The organism is Amycolatopsis sp. 195334CR, from assembly GCF_017309385.1.
Lineage (GTDB): Bacteria > Actinomycetota > Actinomycetes > Mycobacteriales > Pseudonocardiaceae > Amycolatopsis.
Genome location: NZ_JAFJMJ010000001.1, coordinates 1536304 through 1557127 on the forward strand (window position 1 = coordinate 1536304; position 20824 = coordinate 1557127).

The window sequence follows — 20824 nt, forward strand, 5'->3', positions numbered from 1 at the left end:
TTGGTCTCGGTCGCCGCTGCGACCGAGCGTTTTGGTGGTTGCCACCGGGTGTCCTTCGCGGATATCGGCGGATCCAGGTTTTCGCTGGGCGTGCCGCGCCGAGGCCCTCGTACCGGAGTCGTACTCGGGCCTTGGCGCGGTGCGTCCAGCGGGAAGCTGGGCCGTCGAGATCCGTGGAAGACGCCCGGTGGTGACCACTTAGTTGGTCGGAACGGGCTGGCCGCCGAGGGTCACGTCGATGACGTTGTTCCCGGCCAGGGTCAGCTTGACCTGGTCGCCGGGCGCCTTCGTGCGGATCGCCGCGACGAGGGCGTCCGAGCTGTCCACCACCCGCTCGTCGATCTTGGTGACCACGTCGCCCGCCTTCAGCCCGGCCTGCTCGGCGGGGCTGCCCGGGGTGATCTCGCGGATCGCCGCGCCGCCCTCCGGCGCGTCGGTCACCGTGGCGCCGACGAAGGTCTGGGTGGCCTTGCCGGTCTTGATGATCTCGTCCGCGGTCCGGCGGGCCTGGTCGATCGGGATGGCGAAGCCGATGCCGACGTTGCCTCCCTGCGACTGGCCGCTGCTCGGCGGGCTGTAGATGGCCGAGTTGATGCCGATGATCTGCCCGGACATGTTCGCCAGCGGACCACCCGAGTTGCCCGGGTTGATCGCCGCGTCGGTCTGCACCGCGTCCATCACGGTGGCCTGGCTGCCCTGGTCACCGCCCGCCCGCACCGGCCGGTGCAGTGCGCTGACGATGCCCGAGGTGACCGTGCCGGACAGCTCGAACGGCGAGCCGATGGCGACCGTGCCCTGGCCGACCTTCAGGTCGTCGGAACGGCCCAGTTCGACCGGGGTCAGCCCGCTGACGCCCTCGGCCTTCACCACGGCGACGTCGGAACTGGGGTCGCGGCCGACCACGGTCGCCGCGGCCTTGCGCCCGTCCTGGAACACCGCCTGGATCTGCCCGCCACCGTTCGCGGCGTTCTCCACCACGTGGTTGTTGGTCAGGATGTAGCCGTTGCCGTCGATGACGAAGCCCGAGCCGCCGTTGGCCTGGCCGCCCCGGCCGACCACCTGCAGCTGGACCACGCTCGGCGAGACCTTCTGCGCCACCGCTTCCACCGAGCCCGCCGGCGCGTTGCCGGTCTGCTTGGCCGGTTGCGGGGCTTCGAGCGAACTGGCTGACGAGGTCGTGCCGTCCGAGGCCAGGTAACCGCCGACCGCACCCGCGCCACCGCCGACGAGCAGGGCCAGCACGGCCACCCCGGCGACGAGCTTGCCCGCGCCCTGGCCGCGCTGCTGTTGCTGCTGCTGCGGCGGGTAAACGGCGGTGCCACCGGGCTGGTACTGCTGGTAGTACGGCTGGCCGGGGCTCGCGTACGGGTTGTGCTGCTGCGGTTGTTCCGCGTACTGCTGGGTCTGCTCCGAGTGCGCGCTCTGCGCCGACCACGGGTTCGGCGCGGCGTACTCGTTCCCAGCGGAGTGATCCGGCTTGTCCTGAGCTTCCGGCCCCTGGCCGTGCGGGTCGTTCTCGGTCATGTCTCCACCATGCGCTCCGGTCCTGAGAGGCACCTGAGCCGAACCTGTGGGTTGGACCAGAACGACTCAGTGCGCGGCGCGCAGCCTCTCCGCTATCTGCTCCGGGGTGGTGTCGTTGACCCAGACGGCCATCCCGGACTCCGAACCGGCAAGGTACTTCAACTTGTCCTTGCTCCGCAGCACGGAGAACAGCTCGAGGTGCAGCCACCAGTCCTCGCGACCCGCGCCGACCGGGGCCTGGTGCCAGCCGGCCACGTACGGCAGCGGGCGATTGTAAAGCGCGTCACACCGGCCGAGGACTTCCAAGTAGACGGACGCGAAGTCGTCGCGTTCGGCGTCGGTGAGCGCCGGGATGTCGGGCACCTGCCGGTGCGGCACCACCTGGACCTGCACCGGCCAGCGCGCGGCGGGCGGCACGAACGCGGTCCAGTGCTCACCGCGCGCGATCACGCGCTCCCCCGACGCGCGTTCGGCGGCGAGCGCGTCACCGAGCACGTGGCTGCCGTGCTCGGCCTGGTAGGCGCGCGCGACTTCCAGCATGCGGGCGGTCTTCGGGGTGACGAACGGGTAGGCGTAGATCTGCCCGTGCGGGTGGTGCAGGGTGACGCCGATCTCCTCACCCCGGTTCTCGAACGGGAAAACCTGCCGCACACCGTCCAAAGCGGACAGCTCGGCGGTGCGGTCGGCCCACGCCTCGACCACGGTGCGCACCTGGCGACGGCTCAGCTGGCCGAACGAACGGTCGTGGTCGCTGGTGAAGCAGACCACCTCGCAGCGGCCGCGGCCCGGCGCCAGCGGCACCATCGGCAGGCCGTCCACAGTGGACTCGGAGCCGGAGACGCCCTGGGCGAAGGATGGGAAGCGGTTCTCGAAGACCGCCACCTCGTAGTCCGATTCCGGGATCTCGCTGGGCTTCCCCGGTTTGGTCGGGCAGAGCGGGCAGAGGTCGGCAGGCGGTTTGTAGGTGCGGGTCTGGCGGTGCGCCGCCATCGCCACCCACTCGCCGGTCAGCGGGTCGAGCCGGATCTCCGAGGCCGCCGCCACCGGCGGCAGGTCCCTGGTGTCCACCGCGGTGCGCGGCGGGGCGTGCTCGTCGGCGTCGAAGTAGATGATCTCCCGGCCGTCCGCGAGCTTGTGCGACGTGCGCTTCACTCGTCGTCCCCGGGCACATTCGCGATGATCAACTCTCCAGCTTTCTCACGGAGGATTTCGATGGCGCGTTCGGACAGCCCGTCGTCGCTGACCACGACGTCGGCCTCGTCCAGGTCGGCGATGGTGGAGATGCCGACGATCTCCCACTTGGTGTGGTCGGCGAGCACCACCAGGCGGCGGCCTGCCTCGACCAGCGCCCGGTCGGTCTCGCTCTCGGTCAGGTTCGGCGTGGTGAAGCCCGGCCCGTCGGCCATGCCGTGCACACCGAGGAAGACCACGTCGAGGTGCAGGGAGCGCAGGCTGTTCACCGCGACCGGGCCGACCAGCGCGTCGGACGGGGTCCGCACCCCGCCGGTCAGCACCACCGTGCGGTCGGGCTGGCTGGACCCGCGCAGCACGTCGGCGACCTGGATCGAGTTCGTCACGATGGTCAGGCCGGGCACCGCGTCCAGCGCCCTGGCCAGGGTCCAGGTGGTGGTGCCCGCCGAGATGCCGATCGCCGTACCCGGTTTGACCAGGCCGGCGGCGAGCGCGGCGATGGCCTCCTTCTGCGCGCGCTGGCGCACGGACTTCGCCTCGAAGCCCGGCTCGTCGGTGCTCTTGCCGACCACCGAGGTCGCGCCGCCGTAGACCTTCTCCACCAGCCCGCGGCTGGCGAGCACGTCGAGATCGCGGCGCACCGTCATGTCGGATACGCCCAGCCTGCCGACGAGGTCGCTGACCCGGACCGCACCGGTCCGCCGCGCCTCTTCGAGGATCACCGCCTGTCGCTGCCGCGCCAGCACTTTGTCGACTCCATCCCGCACCCCATCAACTACACAAAATCCTACACGATCAAACACCGATCGCGATCGTCAGGATTTTGTCAGCCGGGCACCCCGGGGAGCCGGATGGTCAGCAGCGCGCCACCGCCGGGCGCCTGCCCCGCGTACACCGTGCCGCCGTGCCGTTCCGCAGCCTGCTTGACGATGGCCAGGCCGAGGCCGGAGCCGGGCAGGGTGCGGGCCTCGGAGGAACGATAGAACCGATCGAACACCTTCGGCAGGTCTTCCTCGGCGATGCCGGGGCCGGAGTCGGCGACCTCGACCACCGCCGTGCCGTCGCCGAGCGGGTACAGCCGCAGCCGCACGTGCCCGTCCGACGGCGAGAACTTCACCGCGTTGTCCAGCAGGTTCAGCACCGCGCGTTCGAGCGCGCTGGAGTCGCCGCTGAGCACCCACGGCCGCAGGTCCACGTCGAATTCGATCTCACCGGCGCGGCGCCGGGCCCGGTCCAGCGCGCGCTCGACCACCTCGACCAGCTCCACCCGCTCGAACTGCGCGCGCGGCTCGTCGGCGCGGGCCAGCTCGACCAGGTCGCCGATCAGCTGGGTCAGCTCGTCGAGCTGGCCGCCGATGTCGGCCTCGATGTCCGCCCGGTCGGTGTCGGACAGCTTGGGCGCGCCCGCGCGGTTCGCCGCGAGCAGGAGTTCGAGGTTCGTGCGCAACGAGGTCAGCGGGGTGCGGAGCTCGTGCCCGGCGTCCGCGACCAGCTGGCGCTGTCTCTCCTGCGAGTCGGCGACCGTGCCGAGCATGGTGTTGAAGCTGTGCGTCAGCCTGGCCAGCTCGTCGTCGCCGCTGACCGGGATGGGCGTGAGGTCGCCCGTCTTCGCCACCCGCTCGGTCGCCTGGGTGAGCCGTTCGACCGGCCGGAGCCCACCGCGGGCGACCACGGTGCCCGCCAGCGCGGCGACGATGATGCCGGCGCCGCCGATCAGCAGGAGCACCACGGACAGCTCGTTCAGCGTGCGCTTGGTGCCCTCGAGCGGCTGGGCGATGATCAACGCGAGCGGGGTGCCGCCGGTGACCTCGTACGGCACGGCGAGCACGCGCGAGTCGGTCTTGCCGTCGGTGCGGATCGACGGGCCGCCGGTCCTGGCCGCGACCTGCCGCTCCGGCTGGCCGATCGGCGGGCGGCCGGTGACCTGGTCGCGCAGCGCGCTCTCGCCGTTCGGGTAGATCACGTCGAACTGCACGTCGGCCAGCTTGAAGATGTAGCTGGGGATCTCGGCGCCGCCGGTGCGCACCACGTCGGGGTCGTTGAGCACGGTGCTGGCGCGCGAGTTCAGGCTCTCGTCGATCTGGCTGTACAGGTTGTCGCGCACGGTGAAGTAGGCCCCGAACGAGGCCAGCGCGACCGCGCCGGCGACGCAGACCGCGGCGAGCATGGTGACCCGGAAGCCGAGCGACATCCGGCGGCGGCTCGATTCCGGCGTGGGGTCCTCCCCGACCACCACCGTCTGGACGCCTGCGCTCACGGCGGGGTCTCGCGGAGCACGTAGCCAACACCGCGGACGGTGTGGATGAGCCGGGGTTCACCGCCGGCCTCGGTCTTGCGCCGCAGGTAGCCGACGTAGACCTCGAGCGCGTTGCCCGAGGTCGGGAAGTCGTAGCCCCAGACCTCCTCGAGGATGCGGCCGCGGGTGAGCACGTGCTTCGGGTAGGAGAGGAACAGCTCCATCAGCGCGAACTCGGTGCGGGTCAGGCTGATCTCGCGGTCGCCGCGGCGGACCTCGCGGGTGCCGGGGTCGAGGGTGAGGTCGGCGAAGGAGAGCGTCTCGACCTGCTGGCCGGGCTGGGCGTCCGGGCTCGCGCGGCGGAGCAGGGCGCGCAGGCGGGCGAGCAGCTCCTCCAGCGCGAACGGCTTGGGCAGGTAGTCGTCGGCGCCGGCGTCCAGCCCGGACACCCGGTCGGACACGGTGTCGCGGGCGGTGAGCACGAGGATCGGCAGGTCGTCGCCGGTGGAGCGGAGGCGGCGGGCCACCTCCAGGCCGTCGAGGCGGGGCATCATCACGTCGAGCACCATCGCGTCGGGCCGGTTGGCGATGATCGACTCGAGGGCCATCGCGCCGTCGCTGGCCAGTTCGACCTGGTAGCCGTTGAACTCCAGGGAGCGGCGAAGCGACTCGCGGACCGCCCGGTCGTCGTCGACAACGAGAATGCGCATGGGCACAGTCTTACCCGCCGGTCTGAGACAGTCCTAAGAGCACGCGCAGAATCAGGTGAATGTACTCGGTGGGGTGCCCTTCGCGACCGGGGCGTTCCAGCGCCGCCACAGCGCCAGCACGCGGATCGCGACGGTGGTCACCGCGGCGACCGTGGTGACCAGGCCCGGCGGGAGCCGCAGCAGGTGACCGACGCCGACGAGCACGCACCCGGCCAGCGCGGCCACGGCGTAGATCTCCTTGCGCAGCACGAGCGGGATTTCGCGGAGCAGGAGATCACGCACCGCACCGCCACCGATACCGGTGGTCATGCCAATGAGGCAGGCGGTGTAGACCGGTGCCCCGGCGTGCAGCGCGATCGAGGTGCCCGCGGTGGCGAACACGCCGAGGCCGATCGCGTCGGCCAGCAGCACGGCCCGCCGCAGCCGCGCCACCTGCGGGTGGAACAGGAAGACCAGTAGCGCGGTCGCGGCGGAAACGGCCAGGTAGGGCCAGGTGCGCAGGGTGGTCGGCGGGGTGATGCCGAGCAGCACGTCGCGGATGATCCCGCCGCCGAGCGCGGTGGTCAGGCCCACCACGACCACGCCGAAGAGGTCGAGCCGGGCCTGCACCGCGGCCAGCGCACCGGAGCCGGCGAAGGCGACCAGCCCGATCATCTCCAGCGCGGTGAGCACGGGGTCAGTCGATCAGGCCGCCGCGGTAGGCGAGCAGCGCCGCCTGCACCCGGTTGGCCGCGCCGATCTTGGAGAGGACGGCGCTGACGTAGCCCTTGACGGTGGCCTCGGACAGGTGCAGCCTGCCACCGATCTCGGCGTTGGAGAGGCCCTGGCCGATCAGGCCGACGACCTCGCGCTCGCGTTCGGACAGCGAGGCCAGCAGCTTGCGCGCGGGCTGGGCGGCGCGTTGCTCGTCGCGGTGCGCGTTGACCATCCGGGCGGCGACCCCGGGGTCGAGGACGGCGCCGCCGCGCGCGAGGTCGCGAATGGCCCTGAGCAGGGCGGCGGGGTCGATGTCCTTGAGCAGGAAGCCGTTGGCCCCGAGCCGCAGGGCGAGGCTGACGTACTCGTCGATGTCGAAGGTGGTCAGCATGGCCACCGTGGGCGGTTCGGGGAAGGCCTGGATGGCCCGGAGCGCCCGGATACCGTCGTCGGCGGCGCGCATCTTGATGTCGAGCAGCACCACGTCCGGGTGAAACCGGCGCGCGGTCTCGACGGCTGATCTGCCGTCGCTGGCCTCGCCGACGATCTCGATGTCCGGTGCTCCGGACAGCATCGCGCGCAGGCCCGAGCGGACCAGTTCCTCGTCGTCGGCAAACATCACCTTGATCAACGGACGCCTCCGGCTGCCGGGGGACGCGGGGTCCCCGCTTCCCATCGCCGAAGGTTACCTAGGGGTAGCGTCGGTTTCGAAGCGAGCCACACCCGCCTGGTGACCACCGGCAATACGGTGACGGTGGTGGGGCGGTTCTATGACGCGTCGTGATCAATCCCTGATCTTTCCCCTGGCCTGCGGTCGCGGGGCCGGGCCCGGTAGGCTGGGAGCGCACGTCCCCGCCCTCGTAGCTCAGGGGATAGAGCACCGCTCTCCTAAAGCGGGTGTCGCAGGTTCGAATCCTGCCGGGGGCACTCCAGGCGCACTCTCGCTCCCCCGAACGGGCGCAATCCATCCACAGTGGAGTCAGCGGCCGCAGCTGGTCGCGCGGGTCAAGAGGGTGACCAGTTGCGTGGGCGACCTGGCCTAGACCACCCACGGCCAGCGTGGTCACTCGTCGTGGTCGTCCTCGGCTTTGCTGTCCCAGTGCCTGCCCCGTGACCGCAGGGATTCGGCGTGGTCGCGGAGGACCTGAGCGGTGTGCGGCCAGTCGTTCTCCACCGCATCCGCCCAGGTCAAGTAGTTCGCCGCGGTCTGTCGTTCCTGCTGCCCGCCGTCGTAGACGCCCCGGGTCGAGAAGCCGACGTTGTTGGCGAGGCCGATGCCGAATCCAACGCGCAGTTCATCGGCGTCTTCGAGCTCGAGAACCTCCCGAACCGCCTCAGCGGGCCAGGCCCCGTCTTCTCCTGCCGGTCCGTCCGACAGCAGCGTGCCGATGGACCGGTCACCACTGCGCCGCATCCCGACCTCGTCCAGCAACAGACGAGCCTGCTCCACCCAGCTCCGCAAACCTTCGCGATCCACCTGGTCCCCCGACCGCCCGGGTATGCAGCGCAGGCGTTCCCCGGTCATGAAGAACTGTATGGCTTCGGGGTTCAGTTTTTCGTCCGGCAGGAAGCGGTACCGGTGCAACTCGACGAAGTTCGCCGGGTCGGCGGCGATCAACTCCAGCAAAGCGCGAGGTCGCCGGTCGTGGAAGATCCTGGCGAAGGCGATTTCCCACGACGCCACGCCACGCAGGCTCTGCCCCGCATGGCACAGGTACGTCAGCAGGCGGCCGATCGAATACACGAGGTGCTGGCTGATCTGCCGCGGTGAACTCCGGAGGCGGTGGAAAGCCGCCTCGACGAGTTCGATCGACGGCCGCCAGCCGACGTCGTTCCCGTGCAGTGAGAGGGACAACGCGTCGATGACGGCTTCGGGTCGGTCCTGACCGAGTACCTCCGCCAGGTACTCCTCGGCGCGTTCCGCGGGGAACGGAAAAGCTGGGGTCAGCTGCCAGAAGCGCTCGGACACCTCCGGCGTTGCCACATCGAGCCATTCGAACACCCAGTCCACGGGCAGCGCGAGGAGGAACGCCGTCCGTGCCGCTGGATCCTCCGGCAGGGCCGCCACCGCGCCGGCAACCCAGCCACGTCCGCCTTCACGGGAACGCCAACGGATCCAGCCAGCCGCGATGGGCTCACCGAGCAAGGTGAACACCTCGTCCCGCACGGTGTCCCCGGCAACCTGCGCCAGCGTCCAGCCGACACAGTCTCCTCGGTCACTGACCTCCGCGAGGCGCGCCAAGCCGTCGACGCCGTGACGGGGCAACTCGGCAGCCACGATTTCTTGCCGCAACGCTTCGATCGCTGGCTGGTGTGCTTGCAGGTCCGTGAAGTCGACGCCGGGCAGGTCCGGGTGCCAGCCGAACGCCCAAGCGTGCCTCGTGGGGTCGAGCGTCGGCTCGATCCGGTCGAGAACGGCCGACAAGCGCTCCACCTGCTCCTGCGTCAGGTGTCGCAGCTTGTCCCCCACCCCCTGTTCCCGGTTCAGCAACTTCTTGCCCTGTTCCCAAAGTTCCCGGGTTTCGGTCCACTCGGTGGTCTCGAAGGCGTCGAGGAAGCGATCCAGGACCTGCGGACCGACCGAGGTCAACCGGGGCAGGAAGCCGGTCCAGCGACTGGGTTCGGCGGCCAGGTCGGCCAGCACGGCTTGGAGAACCTCCTCCCCGTAGGCCTCCGTGGTGTCCACCTGCGGCGCTTCCTGCTCGCTCCAGTCGTGTCGTACCCGGGGCCGTTCGGGGAACATCAGAAGCATGTGCGGTTCGGTGAGGTCGCACAGGAGCTGCCAGCCCACCTCCGCGTACTGCCTTCGCACGTGGTTGATGAGGCTCGGCCGTCGATCCAGCGCGATCGGGCTCACCGGCCGAGCGGTGAGCAGGTTCACCAGCGACTGGGCCGGCCGGTTGCCCAGCCCGCCGCCGGGATCGACTTCGGCCAGCCGGGCCAGCAGCAAGACCGCCGCGGTGCTGTGCTCGGGCGCCCAGGTGACGGTTTCCAGCGCCCAGAGCAGGCCGGTGTGCGCCGAGTGCCGGTACAGTGTCCGTTCCTCGGCATCCTCGAACATGACGCGCAGCAACGGACTCTCTCCGCGGAGCCCCTTGCGAACAGCTTCCAGGAAGACGCGGGGGCATGCTTCGGCGAGCAGCGGGAGAACGTCGCTGAGGGAACGCCAGAGCAAGCCGGTCCGGTCCTCGTTCGCCTTTTCCAGGAGCCGGTGCACCACGCGGGCCGCGTGCGTTTCGGCTGCCTCGCCGGCGATCGTCACCGTTCCGGCGGCACCCAGGCGGGCGAGCCCGTGGGCAAGCCCTCTCCGCAGGTCGCCGGACCACGTCCGGTCGACACCGTGCATTCCGGCGAAGGGCGCTTCCGAGTCGGGGAGTTCGAGCACCGGATCGGTCTCGCTCAGCACCTCGATCACGGCCTCGCTGAACCGGCTGATGTCCGACGCACTGACCTGCGCCATCAGCTGAGTCCACGCGTCGAACGGGTCGGCGAGCTGCCAACGGGAGCCACTCCGATGGACCAGTGGATCGCCGGAAACCGCTCCGGCCGACAGGAACCGTTCGACGCCTGCGTAGTCCCTTCCGGTGATCCGGGCGATGACCTCGTGATCGGCGGAGTTCACCGTGGACCACCGGCTGATGAGGACCAGCGGTGTCGCGATGGCCGAAGCGGGGGCCTCCGTCCACGGTGGGCGCGGCATGTTCGGGCTGAGCCGCCGGGTCAACGCGCGGAGGCTGCGCCGAGCAAGACCCGCGTACTCGTCAGCTCGGTGCCGCGGTACCCCTGCGGCGAGGAAGGCGTCCCGCGCTTCGTCCCGCGGCACGCGTGGCAAGACCAGATCACCGTGGCGATGTTCGAATCCATCTCGGGCGATGATCACGTGTCTGGTCTGTTGCCCCTCTGCCACGGGAATGCCATCGTTCACCACCACAGCGGGGAACGACGCCGGAATCTTGACCGCGTGCTTCCACCCGGCTTCGGAAGATACCCGTACCGCGCGGTGGTGTGGATTGTGCTGCTCTAGGACGGCGGCCGCGAATGCGGCGACCTCGTCCGTCGTCTGGCCCTGGACGATCAGGTTCCCGGCCGGGCCGGCCAACCAGGCCCGCATCCGTTCAACCTCGCCCTGACGACCGAGCAGGGCGAGGTCGGCGGGCAGTTCCGGGCTGGTCAGCGCAGTACGTTCACGACTCCACGACGCCAGGTCCTCGATTCCCTCCCGCGCACCGATCCCGAGTTCGGGAGCGGAATCGATCAGCCGGTCGACCAGGCCGGGCAGCGCGTGCGAGTCGCGGTAGCTCAGCCGGATGTACTGGCAGTTGGCCAGCATGGCGAGATCCGGCGGCAGTTCCTCGGCCCGTGGCAGGCACCCTGTGAGGCCGAGAACGGGGATGACCGGCTTGCCCGCGGCGAGCGCCATCGCGATCTCCTTGCGGACCACGTCATCGGGCTCGAACAACCGGGAGCAAAAGTCGGACAACCACCTGTCGCCGATCACGACGATCATCGCCGAACAGTTCTCGACCGCACCCCACATGATCGGCTCGTAGTCGTGTCCGAGGTCGATGGACCGGCTCGATCGGAAAACCCGGTCCTTGCCGAAGACCGTGCTGAATTCCGCGTCCAGCCAGGCCGCCTTGTCTTCACCGTCGCCAACGCGGAAATTGATGAACAACATGCCGATGAGATTGCCCCTGTTCTCCGGGGCAAGCCATGGGTTTCCCGTTTCCTCTTGGTTTCCGCTGGCTTCAGGAGGCATTCGACATTCCCTCCCCACAGGTGCAGGGACGTTGCCGCGCGGTGGTTTCCGCGTCCCACTGGGCACCGTAGGCAAGGCCCGGCAGCAGCCGGCGGAAACGCAGGTGGACCTCACCGGCTCGGTCCACCGGGTGCTGGTGCCCCTGCTGCGAGATCGCGTCCTCGCGCACGTCGCGGAGGGTCCACACGTGCGCGGGTGTCAGTTCCCGCCCGAACCGCAGTCTCAGTTCGAACAGGTCGCAGGGGCGCTGGCGCGCCTGCACCACGTACGACTGCAGCCTCGGCAGCCGGAACCGTACCGCGAAGTCGTGGGACTTCCCCCGCTGCAACGGTTCCGGCAGGACCAGCGTGCGCGAGACCGGCCCGTGGTGCCGCAGCGTGCCGCCGTAGATCACGTCGGCCTCCTCCGGGCGACGTCCGACGGCCAGCGGGGAGGAGAAGTCCAGTTCGGTCAGACCGTCCTGGTCCGCGAAGAGGCGGTACTGCTCCAGCACCTCGGGCTGCGGTCGGTCCAGCGTCACCGCCACGTGCAGTTCCGCGATGTGCCAGGCACCGTCCGCGGCACGGGGAACGGTGATCACCAGTTCGGCCAGCTGATCGATGGCTTCGTCCACCCGGCGGCGGACGGTCCGCGAATCGCGGTTGATCCTCGACGCGGCCCAGCCGACCCGGTCCTGGTAGAGCGGCATCCGCACCTCGGTGGTGAGCGCGAACGCGGCCACCGTCGCCACGCGCAGGTCGTCCGGGAGGTGTTCGGCCAGCTCGACCAGCCGGGAAACGACCTTGCCCCGGATGGTCACCGGGCCGTCGTCCCCGGTGATGCCGCACACCAGGCTCAGGTTCGGGCCGATCCGCTCCCCGATCCGGCCGACGTGGACCCCGCGCCCCTTGCGGAGCGACTTCAGTTCGCGCACCAACTCCCCGTGCCTGTTCATCGACTCGCCTCCCCTGCTTTTTCCGGTTCCCCGGCAGCGTGCGACGGGCGAGTGGACCAGGAGTGGACATGTCGTGGATTGCCCGTCCGCACGGCCCTCGCCACCGACGCGGTCAGCGCGGCACCCAACCGGACCCCGTCCCGGCCGAAGAACGCCCGTGACCTGCCGATCCGGCCCAGCGTGACCGGATCCGCCGCACCGACGCCGAAGGCGACCACCTCCGGTGGGGTGCCCCGGCTCGGATCGGTGAGTTCGGCGAAGGCGGCAGGCCAGTCCGGATCGGTCGCCCGGCCGTCGGAGATGAAGAAGACCAGTGAACGGCCGTCGATCGTGTTCCGCAACAAGGTGAAGACCGCCCCGAAAGCACTGCCCCCGTCCGGCGCCGCCCCGAGCAGTTCGGCCGGTTCGAGCGCCGGGCGCAACGGCTGCACCACGAACGGCACCTCCGCGAAGCCGATCACGCAGACGCGGACCCGCGCGGCGACGGACCGGTCCGCGTGCAGCGCTCCGCGGAACTCCCGCAGGCCGGTGTTCAGCTCGTCGAGGTGATCGATCATCGAGCAGGAAAGGTCGCAGACCACATAACAGGACAACACCATGCCGCGAACCTGCCCGCCCCGTGTCGACCAGAAGTCGAAAGAACGCGGATCCGCCGACACACGGATGGGCGCTTGTGCGACTTATCCAGCGAGATCAAGCTCGCGAACCAGGAGGCGGAGTGGAATTTCGGATGCTAGGTCCCCTGGAGGCGTGGCACGACAACGCCCCCGTGCCGCTGGGTGATCAGCAGCAACGCTTCATCCTGGTGGTGCTCCTGCTGCACGCGAACCGGCCGGTGACCGCGGAGCGGCTGACCGAGATCGTGTGGGGCGGCAACCTCGAGCGGCGGACGCTCGTGCGCGGGTACATCAACAAACTGCGCAAGGCGTTCGGCGACGCCGACGACCTGGCGATCGAAACCACGGCGACCGGCTACCTGTTGCGGGTGTCGCCGGAGCAGATCGACACCAGCCGGTTCGACCGCTTGTGCGCGGAAGCCCGGCAGGCGGACGACCCCCGTCAAGCGATCGACCTGCTGCGTGCCGCCGTCGACCTGTGGCGCGGCTGGTTCCTCGAGGACATCGACATCGACCGCGTGGGCGGCACCGACGTGGTCTCCCCGGACGACAGCTACTTCGACGCCGTCGGTGACCTCGCCGAACTGGAGTTGGCCGCGGGCGACCACCGATCCGCGCGGGACCGCCTGCGTCGCCTGGTGCGCAAGGAGCCGGACCGGCAGAAGCACGCCGAGTTGCTGATGCGCGCGCTGCTCGCGAACGGCGACCGGGTGGAGGCCATCCGGGTCTTCCAGAGCACCAGCGAAGCCCTCGCGGCGCTCGGGGTGGAGCCGGGCCCGGTGCTGCGCAACATCGCCGCGCGGGCGGAACGCGGTGAGCCCGCCAGTTCCCTGGCGTCACGACCCGGCGGATTCACCGGTCGCACCGCCGAATTCGACGAGATCCGGATGGCCGCCGCCGAAGGGCGTCACGCGGTGTGGGTGAGCGGCGCGCCAGGTGTCGGCAAAACGGGCTTGGCCATCGAAGCTGCGCACCGGCTGCGTGACCGGTTCCCGGATGGGCAACTCCTGGTTCGGCTCAACGGGTTCACCCCGAATGTGCCCGCGATGAGCGTCAGCGAAGCGCTCACCCAGCTCCTGGTCGAACTCGGTGTGCCCGCCGAGCAGATCCCCGCGTCGGCCGGCCGGAAAGCCACTCTGTTCCAGACGGAGCTGTACGGCACCCGGACCCTGATCGTGCTGGACAACGCCGCGTCGGCGGACCAGGTGCGTCCGCTGCTGCCGGAGGCGCCGGGCTGCTTCGCCGTGGTGACGAGCAGACGGGTGGGTGAGCCGGACACCGGCGAGCAGGTGCGGCTCAGCCCGCTGCCGCCGGAGGACGCGGTCGCGTTGTTCCGCACGCTGGCCGGCCCACTCCGCGTCCGCGGCCAGTCCGCCGAAGTGGCCGCGGTGGTCAAGCGGTGCGGTTACCTCCCGATGCCGATCCGGGTGGTGGCCGCGTTGTTCCGCAGGCACGAGCGGTGGCCGCTCGAACACCTGGTCCGCCTGTTGGAGGAGAGCGGCCCGTGGCACGCGGACACCGACGACGTGGCTGGTGCCGCCGCGGTGCGGGTTTCCTACCAGCAGCTCGGCGATCGCCAGCGCACCATGTTCCGCCTGCTCGGCCACGCGCCAGGACCACACATCACGGTGGCGGGAGCGTCAGCGCTCGCAGGCCGTCCCCTCCCCCAGGCCCGCCTCGCGCTCGACGACCTCCACGAGGTGTGCCTGCTGGAGGAACTGGCCCCGGAGCGCTACCAGATGCTGGACCCGCTCAAGGAGTTCGCCGCAGCGGAGCCTCCTCCGGCCACGCCGGACGAGGCCGCGGACGCCGTGGCGAGGCTGCTCGACTTCTACCTCGTCACCCTGGCGGACGCGGTGGGCGTCGCGTACCCGTTCGAGCGGCCGCGACTGCCCGCGGTGGACCGCACCTGCTCGGTGGCGCGGAAGTTCGACAGCGCGGCCACCGCGATCGCCTGGATCGCCGACGAACGCGAGAACCTGGTGGCGGCGATCCGCCACGCCGCCGCACACGACCGGCCGGAGCACGCCTGGCGGCTGGCCGTGCTGATCTGGCGTTACTTCCACACCACCAGCCAGTTCGAGGACTGGCTGGAAACGATGAAGCTCGCCAAGGAAATCGTGTCCGCCGATCCGGACAACGCCTATGGGCAGGCGCACGTGCTGCTCCGGCTCGCCACCGCGCAAAACCGGCTCGGCCGGCTCACCGAAGCACTCGACCTGGCCAAGCAGGCACTGCCCAGGTGGGCGCAGGTGGGCGACGCACGTGGTGAGGCGGCTACCTTGTGCGCGATCGCCATTCCGACCATGGAGCTGGGCAGGCACGGTGAAGCGATCGCGCATTTCGAGGCGGCGCTGGAAAAGTACGAAGAAGTCGGCGACCTGCGCGGCCAGGCCCACGCGCTGAGCAACCTCGGCTACCTCAACGAACTGCACGGGAAGCTGGACGTCGCACTGCGCCAGCACCGCGCCGCGGTGCCGATCCTGCGCGAGATCGGCCACGTGCAGGGCCTGGCGCACGTGCTGAACAACCTCGGCTCGATCCGGCAGAAACTGGGTTCCTTTGGCGAGGCGCTGGCTGATCACCGGGAGGCACACGAGCTCGCCGGTCAGGTGGGTGACAACTGCGTTGCCGCCTACGCACTGACCAACATCGGCACGGTGCATCGGCTGGCCGGCCGGCTGGTGGAGGCAGCCCGCTACCAGGAACGGGCCACCGCCGTGGCGGCCGAGGTGTTCGACGCCGACCTGCGCACCCAGCTCTACCGCGACCGCGCCGCGACCGCGCAGGCGGGCGGCGACCTGGCGGAGGCGCTCCGGTTGTACCGGGGCGCGCTGGACCTGGCGGCCGGTACCGGGAACCACACCCATCGGGCCCACGCGGACCGCGGCGTCGCCCAGGTCTTGCACGCACTGGGCAGGCATGCCGAAGCCGTCCCGCACTGGGAGGCGGCCGAGGCGGGGTTCGCGGAGCTGGAAGTGCCCGAGTCGGACGAAGTCCACACGGAACGCGACGCCCTGTCCTGTGCGTGCGGGCCGGGCTGATCGCTCGCGGAAATGATCCGGCCGCCCGCGGAATACCGCGAACGGCCGGATGCGCTTTCATCGAATCGAATTCAGTCGTGCCATGGGTTGCCGTCGGGGTCGGGCGCGGGCGTGGTGGTCACCGGCGGCGCGGGCGGCTCGTCCGACGACGTGGCGAAACCGCTGCCCGCCCCGGCGACCAGCAGGCAGAAGGCGGCGGCCACCGAAGCCGCGGCAGCCAATGAAGCAGACACGTATTTGGACATGACAAATCCTCCACAGGAAATCGGGAATTGAATTCGGATGCTTTTCCTTCGTTTCTGGCACCCACTTCGAGGATTCATCAATGCGCCACCGGCCAACAAGGGATTGACCGTTTCCAGCGACGTGGTCAACGGGAAACACCGGGGCGTCCACCGCTGGTCCACTTCTGGTCGACAGCCATGCCCGAAGCTGCGCGGGTAGGCATCAGCGATCGGCCACGGGCCGGGATGATCAGGGAGGTTCGGCATTGAACGAGGCAACGACCTACGACGTCGCCGTGTCGTTCACCGAGGAGTCGCGTTCCTCGGTCGGGGAGGTAGTGGAGGCTTGCCGTCAGCGCGGGCTGACCGTGCTGCACGGACCCGACCAGACGCACGAGTGGTGGGCGCACAAGGAAGGCGGCGATCTGCCGGACGCACGGGTGCGGTTCTTCCTCCCGTTCGTGTCCACGGTCGACGACTTCACCTCGGCGATGCTGCGCGCGGTGAAGAGCGGGAACGAGCACGTGCTGCCGATCCTGGTCGGCGACTTCGCGGTGCCCGCGGAACTCCTCCACCCGCACGTGACCTACCTGCGCCTCGACGACCAGCTCACCGAAGCGCTCGCCGCGCGGGTGGAGGCGGCGGAGGCGGCCGGCGTGGAGCGGGCCCGGGTCGACGAGGTGGTGACCGCGGCCAGGGAGACCGCTCCGGCACCGGCCGTGCCCGCCACGTTCAGCCGCTACGCCGAGCAGGACGCGGTGATGCGGTACCTGGGTGAACAGCTCACCGCCGCGATGCCGGGGCTGAGCCGTGGCGGGTTCGCCGGCACGGTGCACCGCGGCGACTCCCGGATCGCCGTGCGCGTCGAGCACGCGGGCGACACCGTGTACGCGCTGGACATCCAGCGCGGCGGCATCGGCGGTGACGAGACGGTGAACTTCGTGGTCGGCAGGCACGACGCCGGCAGCGTCTGCAGCAACGGCTGGGCCCGTCCGGTGTACCGCACCGAAACCGGCACGGCGGAGCTCGAACTGCACGACTTCTCGGTGCTGGGCCGCAACACCGGCGAGCCCCGCACCTATCGCCGGGAAGACCTGTTCGCCGCGCTCTGGCAGCGGATCAACACGGTCGTGGCGGCCACCGTCCGCTGAGCACGTGGAACGCGCCCCTCACCTTGGCGGGTGAGGGGCGCGTTACCGTGCGCGGGCCCGGTCGAGCACCTCTTCGAGGCGCAGTGGGCTGGGCGGGTGGTGGCTCAGGCACAACGGCACGCGCATCCGGCGGAACCCGAAGTTCTCCCCGGTGGCGTAGAAGTGCCCGCGCTCCAACCGCGAGATGTTGCCGACGGAACTGTTCTTCGCCCTGGCCATCTCGGTCGCCGCGGCGATCTGCGCGGGACTGTTCAACCTGCCGAAGAACTGGGTCGTGGCGTTGCCGACGACCTGGTTGTGCACCCCCTTCGGGGCCTGGGTGGCGAGCAGCAGGCCGAGCCCGTACTTGCGCGCTTGCGAGGCGAGCAGGATGGTGCTCTGCGTACTGGCCGTCCAGGTCCCGGACGGGGCGATGGTCTGCGCTTCGTCCATCACGAACAACCCACCGAGCGGGCGGTCGGTGGCCGGGTGCCGCTTGATCCAGGCGAACACCTCCCATTGGAGCTGGCTCACGAACGCCTGCCGCTGCTCCTCGGACGGCAGTCCGACGAAGCTGATCACCGAGATCCGCGCTCGTTTCCCGGCGGCCGGAGTGAGCAGGGACGCCGGGTCCGTCGCTTCGGCCGGACCACCGAGCAACGGGTCGTTGACCGTCGCGGCCCGCAGTGTTTCGGCCAGATCGGCGGCCGTCGCGGCAGCGGTGTTGAGTTTGCTCACCCCCTCCGGCAGTTCGGCGAGCACCTCGATGAACTGCGTCAGGTCTCGTTTCCCGGTTCGCGCGTAGTGGGCGAGCGCTTCACGCAACACCGCCCGGCCCCGGACCGCGCCCTTCGAGTCGTTGGCCACCTTGGCGTGTGGCACCAGCCGTGCCACGGCCGCCTCGACCGATGCGGCGAACTCGTCGGCGTCCTGGCGCACTTCCGCGAAGTCGGGCAACGGGTGGAAACTGAGCGGCCGCCCGCTCGTCCGGCCGGGGGTCCACACAACCACCTCGGTGCTGTCGAGGTACTCGACGGCCTTCCGCTCGTCACCCGGCCGCCAGTCCTCGGGCGGTTCGGGCCACGCGTCACCCAGCCGCGCCAGGTCGTTGTTCGGATCCAGCACGATGGCCGATACGCCGTTCAAGGCGCATTCCTCGACGATCCTGCGCAGCAGCACGGTCTTCCCACTGCCGGAACCGGCGAACACGATGGCGTGCTTGCGCAGCGATTCCAGCTCGATCCGGATTTCACCGTCCATGCCGAGCACGAGTTGGCCCGGCTCCGGCGGTGCCTGCCCCACCACCGGCGGCGGCCTCGTCTCCTGGTGACCGGCCTTGGCCTGCGGCGAGCCAGGCAGGATGTGCCGCAGGAAGGTCTTGGTGCTCGCGGGTTTCCGCACGGCCAGCCAGGTGAGCAAGCGGTGGGTGGGCGTGGCGAGCATTTCCTTGAGCGCGCTGAACGTCCGGAGATCATCATCCGACATGTCGAGGCGCCGAACGCCCTGCTCTGTCAGTTCGGTGAATTCCTTCTTTGTCGTCGGCCCGGTCCAGCCCCGCGTACCCCGGCGGATCAGCACGAGGTGCCGATCCTGCACGCCGGCGCGAATGCCCGCCGCCTCACGAGCACTGCGCATCCTGCGCAACACGGTGATGCCGTGGCCTTCCGTGATCAGCCGGAACGTCCACTGCTCCTGGGTGTCCAGCGCGTCGTTCAAGATCCGTCGCAGGCCGGCGTGCAGCCGGTTGTCGTCGGCCAGCGGCTCGGGGTGCCACCTCAGATCGTCATTGCCGACCTCGGTGATCCAGGACTTCAGCCCGGCCAGGAACAGCGGCGGCGCCACCTCGTCCTCGTTCTCCCTGGTGATTTCCGCGGAGGCGATGTCGGCCTTGTCCCGCAAGCGGTCGAACTGCGCGTCGAGTTCCGCGAAGTCGTAGTCCGACTCCGGTACAGCTGGGACGGTCGGCACTTCGATCTCTTCGTCGAAGGAACTCAGTTCCCGGATTTCTCCGTGCAGGCAGGTCTCGGCGTGCGCGTGGATGCGCTTGAGCAACTGCCGCGGGGTGTGTGGCGTCCAGGCCTTGCCGAACGCCTCTTGCGCCACCGGCCAGGTCGGGTGTGGTGGCGAGATGCCGTTGCTCTGGTAGATCACCCCGAGCCACTTCTCCACCAGCTGCCGCGCCAGTTTCCCGTCGGCGATGGACCCCAGGATCGGTGTGGTGGTGAAGCGGTCGGCCACGGTGTCGGTGGAGACCTGCTTCAAGTGCATCCAGGTGTTGGGCAGGCACGCCACGATGGTCAGCGTTCGCTGGGTGACCTGGCGCAGGTGCATCAGGCCCTGTGCGATGCGCTGGATGTCCCCGGTCAGCTCGGCAGCGGTCATCTTGCTGTCGATGGCGCCCTGCCCCCGGTGGTGGACCAAGGTGTCCAGCTGGTCGACGCCGATCACGCACGGTCCGGTCAACGCCAAGATGCGGGAGATGTCGCGGACGAGCACCTGTGACGACTTGGACCGGTGCTGCATGCCCCAGAGCCGGCGATCCTCCTGCGCCCCTTCCCGCCCCTGGAGGTATTCCAGGCCGACTTCCGCGTGGTCGGAGCCGTACAGCGCCAACGCCCGGATCGTGTCACCACATTCCACGGCGATCCGGCTGTCCACCTTGCGCAGGCCGTTGAGCAGGAGCCGGACGTCATCGGGCGTCAGCGGGGCTTCGCCCACCATCGCCCTGCTGACCTCCTCGGGCACGGCAGCCCCCATGCACAACTGACGCATCAGCACGGCGAGCTGCCGTTCGCCTTCGTCGTTGGGCCGGTGCAACTCGCTGCGCATCGCCTCGGCCACGTCGTCCCAGAACGCATCGCCCGTACTGAGTTCGGCCAGGAAGAAGTAGCCCCCCTTCCGCTGCACCATGCGGCGCACCGAACCCAGCAGGTGGGTTTTTCCCACGCCCTTCTCCCCTTGCAGCACCAGGCCCACCGGGCTCGGACCGGTGCTGGCCCTGGCGTCCTCGATGCTGGCCTTGATGCGGTGCTCGGCACCACTGTGCAGACCGTCCACATGGGACGGAGAAGCACGCCAGACGTCGTCCGGGGTCTCGGCGGAGTTGAAGCGCAGGACGGCCAGCGCCTCGCGTAAGTGCTCGGTCATGATTCCTCGATCGCGATGATGTGCTTGTCCTCGCCACCGATCCGGACGGCGGCCGCGTGGTCGGCGTCGGTCAGCGCACTGCGGTTGGAGTCCGGGGCGAGGTGGACGGTCCCGGTCTTCATCATCTCCAGCAGCGTCTCGTCCACTTCGGACTTTTCCGCACCGTTGAGCTTGGGGCGAATGCGAGCCAGGCGGATCCAGTCCTGTGGGGCGGTCGCCAGTGCCCGGTACGCCTGACGGATCAGCGATTCCAGGTCGCCGGTGCGCAACGCCTCAGCGAGCAGGCCGCGCTGCTGGAGGTAGCCGACCACCCGCCGCATCACTTCGAACACCAGCCGCACCTGCGGTCCCGACCTCGACGGCGGCTCACCGTCGACCAGGTTGTTCATGCACCAGGAGATGCCTTCGTCGGTGATCTCGTGCACGAACGGCCGGACGCTCTCATCGGTCTCGAGCAGCCCGGCTCTGATCAACTTCCGACGCTCGGCGAGGCTGAGCTTGATCTTGTGTTCCTTCGTCAGCTCCGTGTTGAGCACCGCCCGGTTCGCCAGCATCAACACCGTGAGCGCTGCTCTTGCGTTGTCGGTGTACTTCTCCGGCATCTCGCCGCCT

At 69.7% G+C, this 20824-nt stretch carries 15 protein-coding genes and 1 tRNA gene; 3 read left to right on the top strand and 13 right to left on the bottom strand.

What is annotated here, in order from left to right; genetic code table 11:
- Nucleotides 1–198: 198 nt before the first annotated feature.
- From JYK18_RS07475 to JYK18_RS07505, 7 genes are all read right to left on the bottom strand, one after another.
- Nucleotides 199–1524 (bottom strand): S1C family serine protease, encoded by a 1326-nt coding sequence (locus JYK18_RS07475; RefSeq protein ID WP_206801407.1) that lies wholly within the window; start codon nucleotides 1522–1524, stop codon nucleotides 199–201.
- A 66-nt stretch (nucleotides 1525–1590) separates the two neighbouring features.
- Nucleotides 1591–2676 (bottom strand): galactose-1-phosphate uridylyltransferase, encoded by a 1086-nt coding sequence (gene galT / locus JYK18_RS07480; protein WP_206801408.1) that lies wholly within the window; start codon nucleotides 2674–2676, stop codon nucleotides 1591–1593.
- Complete coding sequence (locus tag JYK18_RS07485; protein WP_206804075.1) at nucleotides 2673–3461, bottom strand: DeoR/GlpR family DNA-binding transcription regulator; 789 nt, start codon at nucleotides 3459–3461, stop codon at nucleotides 2673–2675. The genes galT and JYK18_RS07485 overlap by 4 nt, the downstream gene beginning before the upstream one ends.
- A gap of 80 nt (nucleotides 3462–3541) precedes the next feature.
- A complete protein-coding gene (locus JYK18_RS07490) occupies nucleotides 3542–4906 on the bottom strand; it encodes a HAMP domain-containing sensor histidine kinase (RefSeq protein ID WP_206804076.1) in 1365 nt (454 codons plus the stop codon).
- A 62-nt stretch (nucleotides 4907–4968) separates the two neighbouring features.
- Entirely contained in the window at nucleotides 4969–5661 is a 693-nt protein-coding gene (locus tag JYK18_RS07495; RefSeq protein WP_206801409.1) for a response regulator transcription factor, read from the bottom strand.
- A 51-nt stretch (nucleotides 5662–5712) separates the two neighbouring features.
- The gene (locus JYK18_RS07500; protein WP_206804077.1) at nucleotides 5713–6315 is read right to left on the bottom strand and encodes a trimeric intracellular cation channel family protein; all 603 of its coding nucleotides are present in this window, start codon (nucleotides 6313–6315) and stop codon (nucleotides 5713–5715) included.
- Nucleotides 6316–6337: 22 nt separating this feature from the next.
- Nucleotides 6338–6988, bottom strand: a complete 651-nt coding sequence (locus tag JYK18_RS07505) for a response regulator transcription factor (RefSeq protein ID WP_113694589.1) — start codon at nucleotides 6986–6988, stop codon at nucleotides 6338–6340.
- Between the two features lie 223 nt (nucleotides 6989–7211).
- Here JYK18_RS07505 and JYK18_RS07510 point away from each other — a divergent pair.
- Nucleotides 7212–7284, top strand: a tRNA-Arg gene (locus JYK18_RS07510).
- Nucleotides 7285–7420: 136 nt separating this feature from the next.
- Here JYK18_RS07510 and JYK18_RS07515 read toward each other — a convergent pair.
- Genes JYK18_RS07515 through JYK18_RS07525 form a run of 3 tightly spaced genes read right to left on the bottom strand, consistent with a single transcriptional unit; the run spans nucleotide 7421 to nucleotide 12649 of the window.
- Nucleotides 7421–11182, bottom strand: a complete 3762-nt coding sequence (locus JYK18_RS07515; RefSeq protein ID WP_206801410.1) for a TIR domain-containing protein — start codon at nucleotides 11180–11182, stop codon at nucleotides 7421–7423.
- Nucleotides 11106–12050, bottom strand: a complete 945-nt coding sequence (locus JYK18_RS07520) for a hypothetical protein (protein WP_206801411.1) — start codon at nucleotides 12048–12050, stop codon at nucleotides 11106–11108. The genes JYK18_RS07515 and JYK18_RS07520 overlap by 77 nt, the downstream gene beginning before the upstream one ends.
- Nucleotides 12047–12649: a hypothetical protein gene (locus tag JYK18_RS07525; RefSeq protein ID WP_206801412.1), complete on the bottom strand. Its 603-nt coding sequence runs from the start codon at nucleotides 12647–12649 to the stop codon at nucleotides 12047–12049. The genes JYK18_RS07520 and JYK18_RS07525 overlap by 4 nt, the downstream gene beginning before the upstream one ends.
- Nucleotides 12650–12780: 131 nt before the next feature.
- Here JYK18_RS07525 and JYK18_RS07530 point away from each other — a divergent pair, with 131 nt between their 5' ends.
- On the top strand, nucleotides 12781–15711 hold the full coding sequence (locus JYK18_RS07530; RefSeq protein ID WP_206801413.1) for a tetratricopeptide repeat protein: 2931 nt from the start codon (nucleotides 12781–12783) through the stop codon (nucleotides 15709–15711).
- Nucleotides 15712–15782: 71 nt separating this feature from the next.
- On the opposite strand, the gene JYK18_RS07535 is transcribed toward JYK18_RS07530, so the two are convergent.
- Nucleotides 15783–15956: a hypothetical protein gene (locus JYK18_RS07535; RefSeq protein WP_206801414.1), complete on the bottom strand. Its 174-nt coding sequence runs from the start codon at nucleotides 15954–15956 to the stop codon at nucleotides 15783–15785.
- Nucleotides 15957–16201: 245 nt separating this feature from the next.
- Between JYK18_RS07535 and JYK18_RS07540 the strand changes: the two genes are divergently transcribed.
- Entirely contained in the window at nucleotides 16202–17086 is an 885-nt protein-coding gene (locus JYK18_RS07540) for a hypothetical protein (protein ID WP_206801415.1), read from the top strand.
- Between the two features lie 42 nt (nucleotides 17087–17128).
- Here JYK18_RS07540 and JYK18_RS07545 read toward each other — a convergent pair whose 3' ends face one another.
- The gene (locus JYK18_RS07545) at nucleotides 17129–20212 is read right to left on the bottom strand and encodes an ATP-binding protein (RefSeq protein ID WP_206801416.1); all 3084 of its coding nucleotides are present in this window, start codon (nucleotides 20210–20212) and stop codon (nucleotides 17129–17131) included.
- Nucleotides 20209–20814, bottom strand: coding sequence for a hypothetical protein (locus tag JYK18_RS07550; RefSeq protein ID WP_206801417.1), 606 nt, complete (start codon nucleotides 20812–20814; stop codon nucleotides 20209–20211). Before JYK18_RS07550 ends, JYK18_RS07545 begins: the two co-directional genes overlap by 4 nt.
- Nucleotides 20815–20824: the final 10 nt, after the last annotated feature.